General features: G+C 38.4%; 13 protein-coding genes and 1 pseudogene. 6 read left to right on the forward strand and 8 right to left on the reverse strand.

What is annotated here, in order from left to right; all coding sequences use genetic code 11:
- Nucleotides 1-90: 90 nt before the first annotated feature.
- The 5 genes from EV694_RS05835 to EV694_RS05855 form a co-directional block, all read right to left on the reverse strand.
- Nucleotides 91-1,962 carry a fructose-specific PTS transporter subunit EIIC gene (locus EV694_RS05835; protein WP_132690460.1) on the reverse strand — a complete coding sequence of 624 codons (1,872 nt, stop codon included), beginning with the start codon at nucleotides 1,960-1,962 and terminating at the stop codon, nucleotides 91-93.
- A 17-nt stretch (nucleotides 1,963-1,979) separates the two neighbouring features.
- Entirely contained in the window at nucleotides 1,980-2,900 is a 921-nt protein-coding gene (pfkB, locus tag EV694_RS05840; RefSeq protein ID WP_132690462.1) for a 1-phosphofructokinase, read from the reverse strand.
- Between the two features lie 230 nt (nucleotides 2,901-3,130).
- Nucleotides 3,131-3,880: a MurR/RpiR family transcriptional regulator gene (locus EV694_RS05845; protein WP_132690464.1), complete on the reverse strand. Its 750-nt coding sequence runs from the start codon at nucleotides 3,878-3,880 to the stop codon at nucleotides 3,131-3,133.
- On the reverse strand, nucleotides 3,880-5,343 hold the full coding sequence (locus EV694_RS05850) for a DUF2264 domain-containing protein (RefSeq protein WP_132690466.1): 1,464 nt from the start codon (nucleotides 5,341-5,343) through the stop codon (nucleotides 3,880-3,882). Before EV694_RS05850 ends, EV694_RS05845 begins: the two co-directional genes overlap by 1 nt.
- 158 nt (nucleotides 5,344-5,501) lie before the next feature.
- Entirely contained in the window at nucleotides 5,502-7,055 is a 1,554-nt protein-coding gene (locus EV694_RS05855) for a sulfatase-like hydrolase/transferase (RefSeq protein WP_132690468.1), read from the reverse strand.
- A 341-nt stretch (nucleotides 7,056-7,396) separates the two neighbouring features.
- On the opposite strand from EV694_RS05855, the gene EV694_RS05860 reads away from it, so the two are divergent.
- From EV694_RS05860 to EV694_RS05880, 5 genes and pseudogenes are all read left to right on the forward strand, one after another.
- Nucleotides 7,397-9,034: an ABC transporter substrate-binding protein gene (locus EV694_RS05860; protein WP_132690470.1), complete on the forward strand. Its 1,638-nt coding sequence runs from the start codon at nucleotides 7,397-7,399 to the stop codon at nucleotides 9,032-9,034.
- Between the two features lie 64 nt (nucleotides 9,035-9,098).
- A complete protein-coding gene (gene oppB, locus EV694_RS05865; RefSeq protein WP_132690472.1) occupies nucleotides 9,099-10,022 on the forward strand; it encodes an oligopeptide ABC transporter permease OppB in 924 nt (307 codons plus the stop codon).
- 8 nt (nucleotides 10,023-10,030) lie between these two features.
- Nucleotides 10,031-10,933: an oligopeptide ABC transporter permease OppC gene (gene oppC / locus EV694_RS05870; RefSeq protein WP_132690474.1), complete on the forward strand. Its 903-nt coding sequence runs from the start codon at nucleotides 10,031-10,033 to the stop codon at nucleotides 10,931-10,933.
- A gap of 8 nt (nucleotides 10,934-10,941) precedes the next feature.
- The gene (locus tag EV694_RS05875) at nucleotides 10,942-12,537 is read left to right on the forward strand and encodes an ABC transporter ATP-binding protein (protein ID WP_132690476.1); all 1,596 of its coding nucleotides are present in this window, start codon (nucleotides 10,942-10,944) and stop codon (nucleotides 12,535-12,537) included.
- A 90-nt stretch (nucleotides 12,538-12,627) separates the two neighbouring features.
- Nucleotides 12,628-13,120, forward strand: a pseudogene (locus EV694_RS05880) (IS1595 family transposase).
- Between the two features lie 140 nt (nucleotides 13,121-13,260).
- Here the strand turns inward: EV694_RS05880 and EV694_RS05885 are convergent.
- Nucleotides 13,261-13,797: a HugZ family pyridoxamine 5'-phosphate oxidase gene (locus EV694_RS05885; RefSeq protein ID WP_132690478.1), complete on the reverse strand. Its 537-nt coding sequence runs from the start codon at nucleotides 13,795-13,797 to the stop codon at nucleotides 13,261-13,263.
- A gap of 364 nt (nucleotides 13,798-14,161) precedes the next feature.
- Here EV694_RS05885 and EV694_RS05890 point away from each other — a divergent pair, with 364 nt between their 5' ends.
- A complete protein-coding gene (locus tag EV694_RS05890; protein WP_132690480.1) occupies nucleotides 14,162-16,339 on the forward strand; it encodes a TonB-dependent receptor domain-containing protein in 2,178 nt (725 codons plus the stop codon).
- A 136-nt stretch (nucleotides 16,340-16,475) separates the two neighbouring features.
- Here EV694_RS05890 and EV694_RS05895 read toward each other — a convergent pair whose 3' ends face one another.
- Together EV694_RS05895 and oadA are read right to left on the reverse strand one after the other, a co-directional pair.
- The gene (locus EV694_RS05895) at nucleotides 16,476-17,777 is read right to left on the reverse strand and encodes a sodium ion-translocating decarboxylase subunit beta (RefSeq protein ID WP_132690482.1); all 1,302 of its coding nucleotides are present in this window, start codon (nucleotides 17,775-17,777) and stop codon (nucleotides 16,476-16,478) included.
- A 7-nt stretch (nucleotides 17,778-17,784) separates the two neighbouring features.
- Nucleotides 17,785-19,617: a sodium-extruding oxaloacetate decarboxylase subunit alpha gene (oadA, locus tag EV694_RS05900; protein WP_132690484.1), complete on the reverse strand. Its 1,833-nt coding sequence runs from the start codon at nucleotides 19,615-19,617 to the stop codon at nucleotides 17,785-17,787.
- Nucleotide 19,618 lies beyond the last annotated feature (1 nt).

Genomic DNA, 19,618 nt, shown 5'->3' on the forward strand with positions numbered 1-19,618 from the left:
CAGTAAGTTTAGAGTCGTCTCACTTTAAAATAATATGATGTTGCTATATTTTGTCTTATTTTAAATTGAGACGACTATATAAAAATGTCATTAAACATCATCATCTCTATTCATAATATCAAGTATCTCCTGTTCTGTTTTAGCAGAAAGAATTCGCTGAATATACGTCTGATCAACCAATTTCGCAGAAAGTTTAGCCAATGCTTTTAAATGGGTATTGCCGTTATCTTTGTCTGTTGTGGCGATCATAAAGATAAGATGAGTTAATTGACCGTCTTCGCTGTCAAAATCAATACCTGGTTGGGAAATACCAATGGCAACTCTTGGGGTGTTCACGGCACTACTTTTCGCGTGAGGAATGGCAACGCCCATTTCAAAGCCAGTGGACGATAAGTTTTCTCGTTGATAAATGTCTTGCTCAAATTGTTGTGCATTATTTAAGACGCCTTCTTGGTCTAATAATTGTACCATTTCACGAATTGCTTCTGCTTTATTATTGGCGGTAAGGTTAAGTTTAATAGTGTCTTTTTGATAAAGTGAAATGTTGTTTGATGGCAAATCCGATGAAACCTTAGTTTCTATCGTGATGTTATCACCAACTTTTGGTGTTACCATAGCGTATAATAATGCCCCTACAAATGATCCAGTTAAAATACAACCAACCCATAACAATGGTTTATTGACTAAGCTGAGAATAAGAAAACCGCCGTGAGGTGCAGGCACTTCAATTTGTGCCATATAGGTTAAGACAGCGGAAATTGAAGAGCCTATCATTAAAACAGGGATAACCTTGAGCGGATTTTTGGCGGCAAAAGGAATCGCTCCTTCTGTAATATGGGTAAAACCAAGCACATAATTGACATAAGCAGCAGTTTTGTCTTCTTTAGCAAAACGATTTTTAAATAAGGTTGCGGCTAAAGCAATGATTAATGGTGGAGTAATACAAGCCGCCGATACACCAGCCATAAACAAATAATTGCCCTCTCCCAATAACACAGTGCCGGTTACATAAGCGGCTTTATTCACTGGACCGCCCATATCAAAGGCACTCATACAACCAATAATAATCCCTAACAACAAAGGATTGGAATGTTGTAGCTGAGAAAGCGATGACATCAAGGCATTGTTAATGGCTAAACAAGGCTCGCCAATAGCTAACATTAATAAACCTGTGGCTGTTACCGAAATAATAGGAATAAGAAAGATAGACTTTAACCCCTCTAATTGGCGAGGTAATTTAACCAATAGTTTTAGTAACAGTAATACAAAGTAACCCGCAAAAAAGCCCGCAACAATTCCTCCGATAAAGCCTGAACCTGTTTGTACTGCGGCAACGCCACCCACAAAACCTGCCAGCATACCGGGTTTATTGGCAATAGATTGGGCAATAAATGCCGCCAAAACAGGCACCATCAATCCCATTGCAAAACCACCAATTTGTTTTAATGTTGCTGCAATAGGATTATATTGGCTAGAATCTGGATCAAAAGAATAAATTCCCCATAGGAAAGAAACAGCAATAAGCACACCACCTGCCACAACTAAGGGTAACATATGGGAAACACCGTTCATCAAATGTTTGTAAATATCATGCCAAATTGAAGTTGATGAGGTTGAATGTTCAGTTAAATTGGCGACACCTTTACGGATAGGCACATCGCCTGTCAAGCAACGTTCAATCAATTTATCCGCTTTATTAATCCCCTCTTTTACGGAAGTAATTAAGGTTGGTTTACCATTAAATCGTTCTAAATCTACGCTACGATCACAAGCCACAATCACCGCATCAGCCTCACGAATATCCGTTGCGGTCAACCCATTTTCTACCCCAGCCGCACCATTGGTTTCTACTTTAATTTGACAACCCAATTTTGCCGCCGCTTTTTTTAAGGCTTCTTCTGCCATAAAAGTATGAGCAATCCCTGTAGGACAACCTGTTACCGCAATAATTTTCTTTTTCATCTTTTACCCTCCATCATTTAATCAATAAGTTTTACTTCAATATACTGCTGATATTGCATAACACGCGCCAAATCGCCAATCCCATTACTCTCCGCTACATTCGCCCCTGTTGCTGCCGCCCGCTTTAACGCCTGAATCAACTGAGAGGGGTGGGCTAACCATAGCGATAAAAAAGCCGCTAAGCTCGCATCGCCCGCACAAGCAGAGCTCACTAACTCAACAGGTTTAGCGCTGACAAAATAAAACTGATCTCCATTAAAAAAATATGCCCCTTTTTCCCCTAAGGTCAGCAAAATATTTTGAGTCCCTAGATGATGCAAATATCGCAATGCCTCAATTACATCAGATTGTCGCTCAAGTGTTATGCCAAAGATTTGTGTTAATTCTTCATCATTGGGTTTGATTAAATAAGGACGATAAGCCAATAACTCTGCCAAATTAGGCGAACTAATATCCAAAATGACTTTGCTGTTTTTTCGTTGGCAACATTGCAAAAGCGAATGATAATAATCAGGTTCAATACCTTTCGCCAAACTCCCACTAATGGTTAATACATCAAGATCGTATAATTGTTCCAGTTGGTCTAATAAGGCTTGTTGTTTCTCTTTCGGCACGAACGCTCCCTCATTGACTAACTTATATTCTTGTTTATTATCATTCACAAACACATTGATACGCGTAATGTCGTCCAACCAAATCGGTAAAATCTCTATATCACGCTGTTTCACTTGCTCAACAATATAATGCCCCGAAAAACCGCCAAAAAAGCCCAGTATGGTAGAACGGATACCGAAATGTTGTAAAACAAAACTCACATTAAGCCCTTTGCCATTTGGCGTATAAACTGCATTGAAGGTACGATTAACCTGATTTGCCAATAGCCCATTACAAGCAATATTCATATCAATGGCAGGGTTGGTGGTAAGGGTATAAAGCATAATCTCTTTTCCTTTTTAGATATAGTCATTCCACTTTAAAATGATACAGCGTTAGTACGTCTCGCCGTACTTTTTGTACTGTCTTCGGCGTAACGCCTTGTCTCATTTTAAATTGAAACGACTATAAAAGTGCGGTGGATTTTCAACATATTTTTTATAAGGAATAAGATAAGGCAAAAAACGCTGAAAATGTTTTCAGATTTTGGAAATGAGAATGGGGTTGTTAAAGATTACTTGTTATCCCCATTCAACACCAAATAATCAATGATAATCCTCGCCATAATTTGCAACGGTAAACGAGAGGCGACTTCGTAGGTTTTAATGGCGACGTTGCTATTTTTATAGCCTAATAAATAATGATCTGAATAAGCTAATAATGGCGAATCAGGATTACAGGTGCAACTCATTACTGTTGCCCCACTGTAATTGGCATTTTGCGCCGACTCAATCAATTCTTGGGTATAACCATTTAATGAAAATAAAAAGAGTAAATTTTGTTTGGTCATTGTTTGGCTTTTGATTTTCATAATATTAGGATCACGAATTGCTACCGCATTAAAATCCAATAACTGTAATTTTAAAGCAAATTCGCTCGCCACTTCTTCCGTTAAGCCACGCGCAAAAATAAAAATACGTTTAGCTTGTTTAATTTGCTCAATAATATCTAGTACTTTGGCAACCGCAATTTGTTCAATGGTTTGTTGTACTTCACGCAAGGATTTATTGATGACTTCGCCTAAATTCAGTACATCATTATGTACTGAATTATGGGTTAATTTATAACGTAGTTCATTAAAACCAGATAAATGGCATTTTCTAATGGCACGAGAAACACTCGCAGGCGAAGAGTAAGTTTCAAAAGCAATATCCATAATGGAAAGTTGCGAAAGACGTTCCGCATTTTGGTTAATAAACTGAACAATGCGTAATTCGGTTTCTGATAATGTATTAATAATCTCTTTATTCAAGGTAATTAACATTATTTATCCGTTTTCACATATAAATTTAACCTTGAGGAATAACAGGTTACCCCTTTGCGTAGTAAGTTGTTTTTCCCTCTGGTTGAACGAGCAAATAGGGTTTCTAACCATTGATAATAACAAGGTTGTTGCACTAATGCCCCCTCTGTTATTGGAATATCAGAGTATTGATTATGCGAAAAAATGGCGACCACTTCTTGGCTTTGTTGTGTGCCAATAATTCTAAGTTGGATTGGTTCAATATAAATATCATAATCCCCTTGTTCAATGGCTAAAGGCTGTTGTTCCGTTTGCCAATAATGGATTTGTTCTGCACCATAAAGCAATAAAATCAAACTACGCAGAGACCATAAACTGCTAGCTGGTCCGCTGTAAGGATCAATTAAACGGCGATCTTGTGCAAATACCCCTTGGGTAAAATTCCCTGCTTTGATGCCGCCATTTTTAATGAAAAAGGTAAAAAGTTGAGCCACAACGCGTTTGCTTTGTCCGTCAGTTTTCTGTTGTTGGATCATTGTGCTAATCAAGGCACAAGGGGCGGCAAAACGATAAGGAATACTGCGTCCGAAAAAAGCAAAACCTTGTGTGCTAAATAAATATTTAAATTTTTTGCAAAAATCTACCGCACTTTGTTGAATAAAAGTGCGGTCAAAATCAGGATTAATTTGATCTAACCAGAATAAGCCGTAATGAAAACCCCAAGAGTTATAATAATCAAAATTGCCTTTTGCTCCATCACGAAACCAGCCTTCGCCCACATAAAATTCTTTAATGCGTTGGTAACGATCCCAATTAATATGGTCTTCCCCTGTGAGATCTTTGATGACAAATTGCACCAATAACACAAATAAATGCCAATTATTATCCACCGTTTTCACCTGATTGATGCCTTTAAGCCAAGCGATTATTTGCTGTTGTTGAGCTGATGAGTAAGTTGCCCAAACTTGTTTTTTGCTTAACCATAAGGCTAAGGCAAAATCGGCGGCTTCACAAACCGCTTGCTGATAATCGCCTAATTCGCCCCAATAATTAGGGTTTTTCGGATCGGTTGCTGCCACAAAACTTTGGCTGACCGCTTGTTGTACCTGACAATACAGTGGGTGTTGTGGATTGCGGTTGCGTAAAAATACCGCCAATAGGGGCAAATTACGGGTTACACCCTCAATACTGTCTGATTGTATGCCTTGTTCAGAGGGAAAGCCTGGATAATAAGCTCGTGCATAATCCTTATCGGCATAATGTAAAAAGGATTGGACAAAATAATCAATTAAAAAATCAAATTGTGATGATGAAAAGTCTGCTTGAGTAAATTGTTGGTGTAATTGGCGATCTAATTGATTAAAGGCTTTTTTGCGTTTGGGGAGGCTGCATAAATTTTGCCATAAAAAACGGCAATAATCTCGCCAAGTGGGGTGTTCGTGTGCCAAACGTGGGCGTTGGTTATAACGAATATTTTCTGACATAGGTACAACTCCTTAATATTCCCCTTTAGCCGAAACTATAGTCGCCCCACTTTAAAATGATACAGCGTTAGCACGCCTCGCCGTACTATTTGTACTGTCTTCGGTGTGCCGCCTTGTCTCATTTTTAAATTGAAACGACTACAAAGGGGATACAACCATTACGCTTTACATTCTGCAAGCTGTTTTTTTAAGCGATTGGTAAAACCGCTGGTAAATTCAACGGGTCGCCAAGAATCGTTGGTTTTCTCTAACCAAGGAATCAATTCTTCCTTAATGAGTTTTTGTACTAATTCAGGCTGTTTCTCGGCAATATTGGTCATTTGATAAGGATCATTGATATTATCAAATAGGGTATATTTTAATGGCTCGCCGTCTTGTCGTTCCACTACTAAAGTATGGGTTTTCGTTCGCACCCCACGCCGCCCAAAGGACGGTTGCCCATAAGGCACAAATAAATAAAGCTGAGAGGTCGGTGCTTCGCCGCTATCTGATAGAATTTGCTCCGCTAAACTGACCCCTTGCACTTGCCCCGGGATTTTATCCTTAAAGCCTAACAAATCTAAAATAGTCGGATAAATATCAGGGGCAGACATCAAACTTTGATTCACCCCTACTTTAATGCGATTTGGTAATCGGAACATCATTGGCACACGCATTGATTCTTCATAAGCGTTATTTTTAGTTGGAGCACCGTGCGAACCTAAACAACAACCGTGATCAGAGAAGAATACCACTAGAGTGTCTTCTGCTAATCCTTGAGCTTCTAACTCCGCTAAAATTCGTCCAAATTGTTCATCAACCCCTGTAACCATTGCTAAATATTCTTTGAAATACTGTGGCCCATAACCTTCAAGGTATTCTTTATCCCATTGTACATTTGGGCGAATATTGAGATCTTTTGAGGTCTTATCCTTATACATATCAAGATATTTTTGTGGTACTTGATCATAAGGAGAGTGAGGAGGGTTCATAGATACAACTAGAGCGAAAGGTTTATTAGGATCACGATATTGGTTACCTTCATTACGCAAATATTTAATCGCCATATCTGCTTCGTGTTCAGGTCCCCATTGATCCACATATTGCGGATATTCTCTCGGTGTATCATTGCCCCAATACATCGGTTTTAAATGTAAATCGTAAGTGCCATAGGAATACCAGAAATCAAAACCGTGGCGACGATCTGGTGGCGTCCAATCGTTCCAATAACGCCCTTCCATAGGATTGTTATAACTCTTAATATAAGGCTCTTGTGGCACATCTAAATGCCATTTTCCAATATATCCCAAAGAATAACCTTGTTGTTTTAATACATCAGACCAACAGGTTTCATAAGGCGACAATTCGATTCCTACTTTACCGCCATAATCGTGAGTATTACCCGTTACACCATTGGAAATAGGGTATTTCCCTGTGAGGAACATACCTCGGAATGGCGAACATAATGGATAATTAGATACCATTTGATCCATCACTTTAGCCTGCTTAGCAAAGGCATCTAAATGCGGTGTTATCACAGGATCTTCATTTTTAAAGCCTTGTGCCATTGAACGCATTTCATCGGGAAATACCAATAGTAAATTTAGTGGCTTAGTAGCTTTCTTACTTTTACCTTGCTCCTCTGCCTGAGCAGTGGTTATTTTACCAGCGAGAGCAACAGCTGCTCCACCAGTAGCCACCCCTTGAATAAACCTACGACGTGAAATTGTCATAATACCTCCTTTCGTTTACTTTCGTTTTTAGCATGATACTTATGAATAGGTTGATATAATTTAGCACATAAAAGGCGATTATTATTAAAATTTCCTTGATTATTTGTTGAATTTGTGAGAATGATCACGAAATGTTATTATTAAATATTTAAAAGACTGATATTTCATATTCTTTTGAAATAAAATAGTGATAAAGAATAAAAGGTCATTGATTATTTTATTTATTATAAAATTTATTACAAAACAAACGACTTTTAACACAAATCCCCCTTAATCTCTTTACAACCCCCATATTTTAAGTTACTAATAACCCTATTTCTGCTAAATAAAAGGAACATAATATGACAACTGCTTTTACCCGTTATTTATTCGCTGCCTCTGTGGCTTATGGATTATCTTTTTCTGTGTTTGCGGCTAACGTGCCTGAAGGAACTGTGTTAGCAGACAAGCAACATATCACTATCAATAATGGTTCTGAACCACAAAGTTTTGATCCTCAATTAACAGAAGGCTTACCAGAAGCACAAGTGGCTTTTCAATTATATGAAGGTTTAGTAACTAAAGATGAATATGGGCAGGAACAACCCGGCGTAGCGGAGTCTTGGGAAAGTAGTCCTGATTTTAAAACTTGGACTTTTCATTTACGCAAAGGGGCGAAATGGTCAAATGGTGATCCTATTACCGCAGAGGATTTTGTTTATTCTTGGCGACGTTTAGTTACCCCTGCTACCGCTTCCCCTTATTCAAGTTTTCTTGTTTATTTACAGGTAAAAAATGCCCAGGAGATTATTGATGGCCATAAACAACCCGAAGAGCTTGGAGTTAAAGCCATTGATGATTACACTTTCGTTGTGGAGCTTGAACAACCTGTTCCTTATGCAGTAGGGTTAACCACTCATCAATCTTTATTACCCGTTCCTCGCAAAGTCATTGAGCAATATGGTGCAAATTGGGTAAAAATCGGTAATCATGTAGGAAATGGGGCCTATACTCTAGCTGAACACGTTATTAATGAGAAAATTGTGTTTAAACGTAATCCACATTATTGGAATGATAAACAAACTGTGATTGATAAAGCCACATTTTTAGCCATTGAAAATCCAACTACCGATGTACAACGCTATCGTGCAGGCGATTTAGATATTACTCATTATGCTTTACCACCAGAACAATTCGCTAAATTGAAACAAGATATGCCTGATGAAATTTTTGTCAGTAAAACATTGGCAACCTATTTATATGAAATCAATAATGCGAAAGCCCCTTTTAATGATATTCGTGTACGTAAAGCATTAAATCTTGCCTTAGATCGCAATATTATTACTGACAAGGTACTAGCTCAAGGTCAAACTCCAACCTATGCATTTACCCCGACTTATATTGAAGAGGGCGAAAAAATTGCACAGCCAGAGTATGCAACACAATCTATGGCGGAACGTAACCAACAAGCCATTCAATTATTGGAAGAAGCAGGATTTAGTAAAATAAACCCACTGAAATTTACTATTTTATATAACACGAACGAAAATCATAAAAAAGTAGCGATTGCCGCCGCCTCTATTTGGAAAGCTAATACCAAAGGTCTAATTGATGTGAAATTAGAAAACCAAGAATGGAAAACTTACATTGATAGTCGCCGTCAAGGTAATTATGATGTGGCTCGTGCTGGCTGGTCTGCGGATTATAACCAAGCAAGCTCATTTACCAATTATTTCTTATCCAACTCTAGCAATAATACTGCTTTCTATAAGAATAAGAAGTATGATGATGTGATTGTACAATCTTATCAAATGGCAGATGCTAATGGACGTGCTGAAGTTTATGCGAAAGCTGAACGCATACTTGCAGAAGATTTTGCTATTATCCCTGTTTATAATTATGTTAATCCTCGTTTAGTAAAACCTTATGTGAAAGGCTATACGGGCAAAGATCCACAAGATGATATTTTGTTAAGAAACCTTTATATTATTAAGCATTAAGTTGTACAAAATACCCTTAAGCATCAAACCTTAAGGGTATTTTTGACTAAAAACGGAGAAAATAATGCTGAAATTTATATTTAAACGATTATTAGAAGCAATTCCAACCTTATTTATTTTAATTACCGTCTCTTTTTTTCTTATGCGGCTTGCTCCGGGTAGTCCTTTTACCTCAGAAAAGGCTTATCCACCAGAGGTAATGGCGAATATTGAAGCGAAATATCATTTTAATGAGCCTTTATCCAAACAATATGTCTTATATTTAAAAAATCTTGCACAAGGGGATTTTGGACCTTCATTTAAATATAAGGATCAAAGCGTCAATAGCCTTATTGCTTCTGCTTTCCCAGTATCTTTTAAGTTAGGTATTGTAGCTTTTGTGTTAGCCGTTGTTATTGGGTTATCCGCAGGGACTACCGCTGCTCTTAAACAAAATAGCTGGTGGGATTATTTTATTATGTCCTTCGCAATGACAGGAGTCATTATGCCAAGTTTTGTTTTTGCTCCTCTATTAGTGCTATTTTTTGCAATTCATTTACAATGGTTACCTGCTGGCGGCTGGAATGGCGGGCAACTTTATTATATGGTATTGCCCGTTTTATCCTTAACAATTGGTTATGTAGCAGGCATTGCAAGGATAACAAGAGGCTCAATGATCGAAATATTACATACCAATTTTATTCGTACCGCAAAAGCCAAAGGGCTTCCTATGTGGCAAATTGTTTTTAAACACGCATTACGTCCTGCTTTGTTACCTGTAATCACCTATCTCGGTCCAGCCTTCGTAGGCATTATTACAGGTTCAATGGTGATTGAAAGCGTATTTGGACTACCCGGCATTGGACAGCTTTTTGTTAATGGCGCATTAAATCGTGATTATTCTTTAGTGCTAAGCTTAACCATTCTTGTCGGCACATTAACCATTCTTTTTAATGCCATTGTGGATATTTTATACGCCGTGATCGATCCTAAAATTCGCTATTCATAAGGATAATTATGCTAAATAAAGAAAAACAACAGTTTGCTCAACAACTTAGCCAACAAAGGATACAAGGGCGTAGTCTGTGGCAAGATGCCCGCCGCCGTTTTTTCCGCAATAAAGCCGCAGTAGCCAGTTTAATTACCTTACTACTGATAGTGTTATTTATTATCTTTGTCCCTATGTTTATGCCTTTTAGCTATGAAGATACCGACTGGAATATGATGGGTGTTGCCCCAGATTTTACCTCTGGGCATTATTTTGGTACTGACAGTTCTGGGCGTGATTTGTTAGTACGGGTAGCAATAGGGGGACGAATCTCATTAATGGTTGGCATTGCAGGAGCATTGATTGCTGTATTCATTGGCACGATTTATGGTGCTATTTCAGGCTACATCGGTGGTAAAACTGATATGATAATGATGCGCTTTTTAGAAATATTAAGCTCTTTTCCCTTTATGTTTTTCGTGATTCTACTAGTCACTCTATTTGGTAAAAATATTCTATTAATTTTTGTTGCAATCGGTATGATTGCGTGGCTCAATTTAGCTCGTATTGTACGAGGACAAACCCTTAGCCTAAAAAATAAAGAATTTATTGAAGCCGCCGTTGTTTGTGGCGTTTCTCGCCGCCAAATTATTTGGCGACACATTATTCCTAATGTATTAGGTATTGTGGTAGTCTATGCCTCCTTAGAAGTTCCTTCATTAATTTTATTTGAATCATTTCTGAGCTTTCTCGGATTAGGGACTCAAGAACCCATGAGCAGTTGGGGTGCATTATTAAGTGATGGCGCAATGCAAATGGAAACCTCGCCTTGGTTACTGATTTTTCCTGCATTCTTTCTTTGTTTAACCTTATTTTGTTTTAATTTTATTGGCGATGGCTTACGAGATGCCCTCGATCCAAAAGATAAATAGGTATTGTGATGGCATTATTAGACGTAAAAAATTTACAAGTACAACTTAAAACTGACGATCAATATGTACAAGCAGTACGTTCAATTTCCTTTCAACTTGATAAAGGACAAACCCTTGCCATTGTTGGAGAATCTGGTTCAGGAAAATCCGTTACCTCAATGGCAATTATGCAACTTTTGCCTAAAAATATTGTGCGTTATGGACCAGACTCTCAAATACTCTTTGAAGGGCATTCTCTCCTTGATCTCAATGAAAAAACCTTACAAAAATTACGTGGCGATCGTATTGGAATGATTTTTCAAGAACCAATGACCTCATTAAACCCCTATATGACCATTGGCAAACAAATTAGCGAAGCCTTGCATATCCACCAGCCACAGATTAATAAACAACAAGCCAAACAAATGGCATTGAAGGCACTTCACAAAGTAAAAATTCCGCAGGCAGAGAAAAAATTAGATTGTTATCCGCACGAGTTTTCTGGTGGGCAATTACAACGAATAATGATCGCCATGGCAATCATTAATCAGCCTGATTTACTCATTGCTGATGAGCCAACCACAGCCCTTGATGTCACAACCCAAGCAGAAATCCTCGATCTATTGCTTGAATTGCAACAAGAAATAGGAATGGCAATTATCCTTATTTCTCACGATTTACGCTTAGTCCGCCGTTATTCTGATCGCGTTTGTGTCATGAAAAATGGTGAAATTATTGAACAAGGCGAAACCCAACAAGTATTTGCACAACCACAACATCCCTACACTATCGAATTGCTTACCCCTATTCCAACTCATCTCAAAACACAACAAAGCTCAAGGACAGAAGCATTAATTAAAGCACAACAACTCTCCGTAGATTATGTATTAAAACGTAATCTCTTTGGTAAGCCAAAGAAAATTTTTAATGCCGTAAAAACTCTTTCCTTAGAGCTAAAAATAGGCGAAACCCTAGGCATTGTCGGTGAATCAGGTTCAGGAAAATCTACCTTAGGACGTGCTATTATGCAAATTTTACCTTATCAGGGTAGCTTGAGTTTTAATGGTATTAACCTTGCACAATTAGATCAAGTGACACATCAATGCCTGAAAAAAGATATGCAAATGGTGTTTCAAGATCCCTTTAATTCTTTATCACCACGCTTAACTATCGGCGAAATTATCGGTGAGGGATTAACGGTACATTGCCCAACACTAAGTAAAGCAGAACGGCGAGAAAAAGTTTGCCAAATGCTACAAGAAGTGAACTTATCCCCAACCATGATAAACCGTTATCCCCACGAATTTTCAGGAGGTCAACGGCAACGTATCGCCATCGCACGGGCAATTATCCTTGAACCCCAATTTGTGCTCCTTGATGAGCCAACTTCAGCCTTAGATCGTGCTACCCAAATTACCGTGGTAGAACTGCTTAACCGTTTACAACAAAAATACGGCTTAAGCTATATTTTCATTAGCCACGATTTAGCGGTTATTCGCGCATTAAGTGATCGCATTATCGTCATGAATCAAGGGAAAATCGTGGAAACTGGCGATGTGGAACAGGTTTTCAACAACCCTCAACAAGACTATACAAAACGACTCATTGCGGCATCAAACTTATAGGTGTAATGGACAAAATGGTTGCTAATAAGCATTTTTTCAAATTATCAGCAACCTTTCTTGATTTAAAAAACTCTTTATAAACACAAACTTATTGAATCTTTCGTGGCTAGCATTACTGCAAAAAACAGTCTCTGAACTCGTGAATGTCAATAAAAATACAGCTGCTTTTATTTTCATCGCTTACGCTTATTCATTTATCAAAATAGTCTTCATTTAGAAATATTGAGGGAGAAGTTGAAGCTGATGAAAGTAATTTTGGTGGAGCTTATAGGGTAAACTAGGGTGTGACACAGCAAGTGAAGTCACTATATTCTGGCTTTTGCAGCGTAATAGTAAAGTTTATACCGTTGCTGTCCCTAATACAAAATTGTGACCTGACCTCCTATTATTTGACCTAATACTATTTGTTTACACCGATACTTATCGCAGTGATGATGTGTTTGATGTGAGAGAATTTAGTTATTCTCTCATCAATCACAGCACACATTCTGCTGAACATCATAATCATATTAATAGCATTCCTAAAGCACATTTTGAGCTATATTTAAAAGAGTGTGAATGGCGTTTTAAAACGATTAGTTAAGAGTAATTTTTTCTAGTTATCCAGTACAGCCCCTTATTTATAGTTATCCGACTTCAAAATAATACCGTTGGTATGCCTCGCACTCCTATATGTATTACGAAGCGTACCACCTTATCTTATTTTAAATTGAAACGACTATATTAATGATTACCTTGCTCACTATGTGGCATATTTTTATGCCCACCACGAAGATGAATTATCTTCCCCTCACTATCTAATTTAAACGCTTTTCCAAAGCCTTTCACAAATAACCCATCTAATGGCTCAAACACAAACAAATTAAAGTCGCCTAATTCCCCTAATTCATTAATACGCTCACCATAGCGTTGCTGTAATTTAGCCAATAATTGTTGCCCTTCTTCTGTTTCTTTATCTACTAAACGGGCAATGGCGTTCATAGTTAAACGCTTACGTGCAAATAATTCACGCGCGGTTTTTTCATCTTCAATCAACATTAAAGATACACTATTAACTTGTTTGAGGTTACGTGCATGTTTAGCCATATCTGAAATAAGCACGACATATTGATTATTATCATAGATAAAAGGTGCATAGCTCGCATTGGGTACTCCCTCTTGATCAACTGTAGCAAGATAAAGAGTTAAACATTGTTCTCTAAATTCAGCAATGTCCGTATTGATTTTGTTATTTAAAACTTCTTGGCGATTGTTGTCCATAATGAATAACCTCATTGATTGATTTAAATAAAATATAGAAAATTAGGTAATGATTATTTACTGCTAAAACTAATCATAAGAGTAATATAAATCTCGTCCGTATTATATAGCATTGTTTGAGGCAAACAATTAAAAGTGATAATTATTTTTATTATAACAAATGAGTAATATAGCTGTTCAATAATAAAAATAAATCAAAAACTCACCGCACTTCAAACATTTACATCATAAATTTATTTGTTAAATAAAATTTAAACTAAATGTTAAATAAAGATAACTGACATTTTAAAGGATTATCTTGCAAAAGATATTGTTATCAAATATAGTAACCATTCTCATTTTCATTAAATGCAAAGGATTTACTATGCGTTATTCACCAATTTATTGTTTATTATTTGCTGGTTTTGCCACAAATGTCATGGCAGAAACAGAATCTAAGGAAGAACCCACTAAATTAGCCCCTATTATCGTAAAGGAAGAAGATAATAAGGATTATGTACCTGGCACAACAACTGAACAAATTAAACAAGCGACTTCATTGCGCGAGTTATTTTCCGATACACCCGGAGTCAGTTTTATCGGAGGTGATGGCGGTATATTAGAAGATGTAAAAATTCGTGGCGTTGGTGGAAAAGCCAATGATATGGGGGTTGGTAGTGGGCGTGTAGCATTAGAAATTGATGGTATTCCTGTTCCACCGAGTTTTAAATTTGGACATGAAGATACCAAAGGACGTGCCTATTTTGATTTAGCCAATATTAAAACAATGACTGTTTCTCGAGGGCCAAGCTTTTCTCCTACCTCAACAGGTTTAGCGGGAACAGTATCTTTAACAACCCGCAGTGCCAAAGATGTATTGGTTAACAACCGTCCAATTGGTATTGAGCTAGGGGGGGGGTACGATGCCCGCTATCACGAGCAAATGAAGCACGTTAGTGGAGCATTTGATACCGATATTATCGGCTTGTCTGCTTTAGTATCCTATACGCATCGTCAATCTTCCGAAGCCAAAACCCATTCCGACTATCAAAAATTATTGACTGATTATAAACGCCGTAGTGAAGACTTTTTTACTAAATGGCAATGGGAACTAAATGAAAGAAACCATTTTACACTACAAGCTGGGCGTTATCATAGCAGTCAAAAAACACCCCCTAAATTAACCGCTTTTGGTACAACTGAACCACCTAAATTTACCGACACTAGCCGTAAATTCATTTCGGTGAGTGGTAGCCATCTGGTCAATTTAGGCATACTTGATAAACTTTCTTGGCAAACCAGTTGGCAGAAAACAAACACTGAATTTTCTAATTATATAAACCAACCGCTTGGTCCTATTTTTGCACCTATTGGGCAATTAATTAACCGTACAGGTACATCTTTTGATTTGAAAGGCTATTACGGTAATATTATTGCTGAGAAAGTATTTAATACTGCAACATTAGAACATAATTTATCCTATGGTGTAGATTGGGGAAGAGAAGATCTAGAACAAATAAAATCCTTATTTAACTCACAAACACTATTTGGATCAACCTCAAGTAGTGAGAGTGAACAATCTTATATCCCTCGCAGTAAACGTAAAAATATAGGTCTTTTTATTCGTGATAGAATACATTTTGGGAATACAGGTTTTAGCATCACTCCTTCTCTAAAATGGCAAAAATTTAAAATCAAAGCAGATGAAAATAGTTTTGATCGTTTAACTGATACTAGCGAGGAAATTTACCGTACTTATAAATATACCCCATTAAACCTAGGATTATTATTTGATTGGCAAGTCAACCCTGAACATTTACTTTCCTTAAACTTAGCACAATCAACGCGTGTACCAAGTTATACGGAAACCAATGTAGCAGATTATTTCCATTGGCCAGCAGAACCTAATCCTGATTTAAAACCTGAAACGGCAAGAGCTATTTCTTTAGCTTGGCAATATCATAATGATTGGTTAGAGCAAAATATTACACTTTCTCATACTCGCTATACCGATATGATTTATATGAATATGCAATATTTGCAAATTACCTCCACTGACTGGATGGTAAGATTAGAAAATGTGCCAAAAACGAGAGTTAATGCACTAGAATATTTTGCTAAAGTAAATTTTTCTTGGATTAATGAAAGATTGCGTGGTTTAACTTTATCCACCAATATTGCTTGGGCAAAAGGTAAAGATACTCATCGCAATCAGCCACTTAATAGTATTAGCCCATTAGAGGGAAATGTCCGTTTAGGCTATGCTACCCAACATTGGGATATGTTCGTACGTACCAACTTCGCCGCTAAGAAAAAAGAAAAAGATATTGGTACAGATCCAGTTTATGGTGGAAAAGTCGACCCAGTGGCAGGTTATGCTACCGTTGATCTTGGTGTGAAATATGAACCAAACAAGGCTTTCAATGCTTCATTAACCCTGTATAACTTATTTAATAAACAATATTTACGCTGGGACGATGTAGCAGGTCGTAGAGGGAGTTATCGTAATGATTTCTGGCAACCCGGCAGAGCAGTGGGCATAGATTTTGCTTACCGTTTCTAAAAATAAACCTAATAAACCGCCATTGGCGGTTTATTCTTTCTGCCCCCTAATCATTAGCCAATGAAAAGAAAAGGGACTGATTTTAGGGGAATACCATTATCATAGTCGTCCCATGCTAAAACAACTATAAATAGATTCACATCACACTAATATACCGCAACATCACACCTGCTGCGATGGCAGAACCTATTACGCCAGCCACGTTAGGCCCCATGGCGTGCATTAATAAAAAGTTTTGTGAGTCGGCTTCTAATCCTAGTTTATTAGATACTCGGGCTGCCATTGGTACTGCGGAGACCCCTGCGGAGCCAATAAGTGGGTTAATTTTATGTTGGCTAAATTTATTCATTAATTTTGCCATTAATACGCCACTGGCTGTCCCGATAGCAAAAGCGATGACACCCAACACTAAAATACCTAAGGTTTGTGGCTGTAAAAATTTATCTGCCACTAATTTTGCCCCTACGGATAAACCTAAAATAATGGTAACAATATTGATTAAGGCATTTTGAGCGGTATCGCTAAGACGTTCTACCACGCCACTAACACGCATAAGATTACCAAAACAGAACATACCTAATAAGGGGGCGGCATCAGGTAATAATAATGCCACGAGAAGTAACAGGATAATTGGAAAAAGAATTTTTTCACGCTGGCTAACATTGCGTAGCTGTACCATTTTTATTTGGCGTTCTTGTTGGTTGGTTAAGGCTCGCATAATCGGCGGTTGGATTAAAGGCACTAATGCCATATAAGAGTAAGCAGCGACCGCAATAGCACCCAGTAATTCAGGGGCAAGTTTACTGGCAAGATAAATCGCCGTAGGGCCGTCAGCACCGCCAATAATACCAATAGCCGCCGCTTGCGGTAGGCTAAAATCTATCAGTTCTGTCCAATTTAATGCTAATGCCCCTAGCACAGTAGCAAAAATACCAAATTGTGCAGCCGCACCTAATAGCAAGGTGCGCGGGTTTGCCAGTAAGGGCCCGAAATCTGTCATCGCCCCTACCCCCATAAAAATAATTAGGGGGGCGGCACCAGAACCAATAGCCACTTGGTAGAACAAGGCTAAAATACCTGCACTATATCCTAGATCATTAGCCAATAATTCCGCTTGTTGTTGATAGGCGGCAGGTAATTGTGCCAAAGCGGCTTGAATGGCGGTTATATTAGGTGAGCAGTTTAACCATTCGGCAAGCTGTGCAAGATGTTGGCTATTTTGGCTATGGAGTAAATTTTCCAAGGCTGTAAATGCCATACCCGCCTCAGGAATATTTGACAATAAGCCACCAAAACCAATCGGCAACAATAATAAAGGTTCAAATTTTTTGACAATGGCAAGCCAGAGTAGCAGTAAACTCACTAAAATCATTACCGCTTGCCCCCAACTTAAATGAGCAATACCTGTGCCTTGTAATAATGCCACAATACTTTCCATAAGCCACCTACACTAATTGCATTAAGCGATCACCCACATTAACGGCATCGCCTTTTTTCACAGTGATTCCTTTTACCGTTCCTGCTTGAGCGGCACGAATTTCTGTTTCCATTTTCATAGCTTCTAGCACCAATAACACCTGATCTTTGGCGACCTGTTCGCCCTCGCTTACGCAAACTTCCCAAATATTACCTGACATAGGTGCATTCACTGCCACGCCAGTTGTTGAGGAAGGTGTTTGCTCAGCTGTTTTTTTCGTTTCTGATGAGCAGGATTGATGCTCAATATGAGTACGAGGTTCAATCTGTTGAATATCGCCCCCTTCGCTAACTTTAACCACAAAGGCTTTGCCCTCTAATTCAACGGTATATACCGCCACTCCACAGGAAGTGTTTGCACCAAGTGCGGTGTCTTTTTCAGATATTTTTTCACTCGCTAATGCAGGGGCTGGTTCAAAGGCATCAGGATTATGACGATTTTCTAAATATTTCCAGCCAATTTGTGGAAATAACGCCACAATTAACACATCATCAATCTGATTTTCCGCTAACTGAATCCCTTTTTGTTTCGCTTGCTGCTGAATATCTTGGCTTAATTGCTCCATTTCTGGGGCTAAATGATCGGCAGGACGATCTGTAATAGCGGGCTTATCCTGTAAAACTCTTGCTTGTAATTGCGGATTAACCGGTGCTGGTGTTTTGCCATATTCGCCCTTTAAAATGCCTGCTGTTTCTTTTGCAATGGTTTTATAACGTTCGCCCATTAACACATTCATCACCGCTTGCGTTCCCACAATTTGTGATGTAGGGGTCACTAAGGGAATAAAACCTAAATCCTCACGCACCTTAGGAATTTCTTGTAAAACTTGATCCAATTTATCGCTGGCATTTTGCTGTTTTAACTGGTTTTCTAAGTTAGTCAACATACCGCCGGGTACTTGAGCCACTAAAATACGGCTATCAATACCACGCAATTTTCCCTCAAAATCCGCATATTTTTTGCGAACTTCTCGGAAATATGCCGCAATTTTTTCTAAACGGTGCAGATCAAGCCCTGTATCATAAGGGCTATTTTGTAAGGTGGCTACCAAGGATTCCGTTGCGGGGTGCCCATAGGTGCCACTCATAGAAGAAATGGCGGTATCAATACCGTCCACACCAGCTTCAACCGCCTTAAGTAATGCCATTTCTGCCATACCCGTAGTGGAATGGCAATGTAAATGTAAGCGGACATCATCGCCATAACGCCCTTTAATTTCAGCCACTAATTCTGCCGCAGCCATTGGGGTGAGAATACCTGACATATCTTTGATAACCAAAGAATCAATGCCAATTTCCAATAGTTGCTCTGTGGTGTCTAACCAAGTTTGCAAATGATGAACGGAACTTGTGGTATAGCTTAATGCCCCTTGTGCGTGAGCCCCTTGTTTGCGAACCGCTTTCAGTGCTTGTCGCATATTTCTAGGGTCATTTAAGGCATCAAAAACACGAAATATACTCATACCATTGGCGACCGAACGCTCCACAAAACGATCCACCACATCATCAGCATAGTGGCGATAACCAAGCAAATTTTGCCCTCTTAATAGCATTTGTAATGGGGTTTTGGGGCAAGCCTTTTTTAATTCTCGCAAGCGTACCCAAGGATCTTCACCAAGAAAACGAATACAAGCGTCAAAGGTTGCCCCACCCCAAGCCTCTAAAGACCAATAACCAATATCATCAAGTTCCGCAGCAATGGGTAACATATCATCAAGGCGTAAACGTGTGGCAAACAGGGATTGATGTGCATCACGCAAGACTAATTCGGTGATTGAAATAGGTTTCTTTGTTGTTGTCATA

The sequence above is a fragment of the Volucribacter psittacicida genome (assembly GCF_004339025.1).
Lineage (GTDB): Bacteria > Pseudomonadota > Gammaproteobacteria > Enterobacterales > Pasteurellaceae > Volucribacter > Volucribacter psittacicida.

What these genes read in the sequence shown, in the direction of transcription:
- EV694_RS05835 (WP_132690460.1), bottom strand. Translation starts at nt 1,962, where the DNA reads ATGAAAAAGAAAATTATTGCGGTAACAGGTTGTCCTACAGGGATTGCT.
- pfkB (WP_132690462.1), bottom strand. Translation starts at nt 2,900, where the DNA reads ATGCTTTATACCCTTACCACCAACCCTGCCATTGATATGAATATTGCT.
- EV694_RS05845 (WP_132690464.1), bottom strand. Translation starts at nt 3,880, where the DNA reads ATGTTAATTACCTTGAATAAAGAGATTATTAATACATTATCAGAAACC.
- EV694_RS05850 (WP_132690466.1), bottom strand. Translation starts at nt 5,343, where the DNA reads ATGTCAGAAAATATTCGTTATAACCAACGCCCACGTTTGGCACACGAA.
- EV694_RS05855 (WP_132690468.1), bottom strand. Translation starts at nt 7,055, where the DNA reads ATGACAATTTCACGTCGTAGGTTTATTCAAGGGGTGGCTACTGGTGGA.
- EV694_RS05860 (WP_132690470.1), top strand. Translation starts at nt 7,397, where the DNA reads ATGACAACTGCTTTTACCCGTTATTTATTCGCTGCCTCTGTGGCTTAT.
- oppB (WP_132690472.1), top strand. Translation starts at nt 9,099, where the DNA reads ATGCTGAAATTTATATTTAAACGATTATTAGAAGCAATTCCAACCTTA.
- oppC (WP_132690474.1), top strand. Translation starts at nt 10,031, where the DNA reads ATGCTAAATAAAGAAAAACAACAGTTTGCTCAACAACTTAGCCAACAA.
- EV694_RS05875 (WP_132690476.1), top strand. Translation starts at nt 10,942, where the DNA reads ATGGCATTATTAGACGTAAAAAATTTACAAGTACAACTTAAAACTGAC.
- EV694_RS05885 (WP_132690478.1), bottom strand. Translation starts at nt 13,797, where the DNA reads ATGGACAACAATCGCCAAGAAGTTTTAAATAACAAAATCAATACGGAC.
- EV694_RS05890 (WP_132690480.1), top strand. Translation starts at nt 14,162, where the DNA reads ATGCGTTATTCACCAATTTATTGTTTATTATTTGCTGGTTTTGCCACA.
- EV694_RS05895 (WP_132690482.1), bottom strand. Translation starts at nt 17,777, where the DNA reads ATGGAAAGTATTGTGGCATTATTACAAGGCACAGGTATTGCTCATTTA.
- oadA (WP_132690484.1), bottom strand. Translation starts at nt 19,617, where the DNA reads ATGACAACAACAAAGAAACCTATTTCAATCACCGAATTAGTCTTGCGT.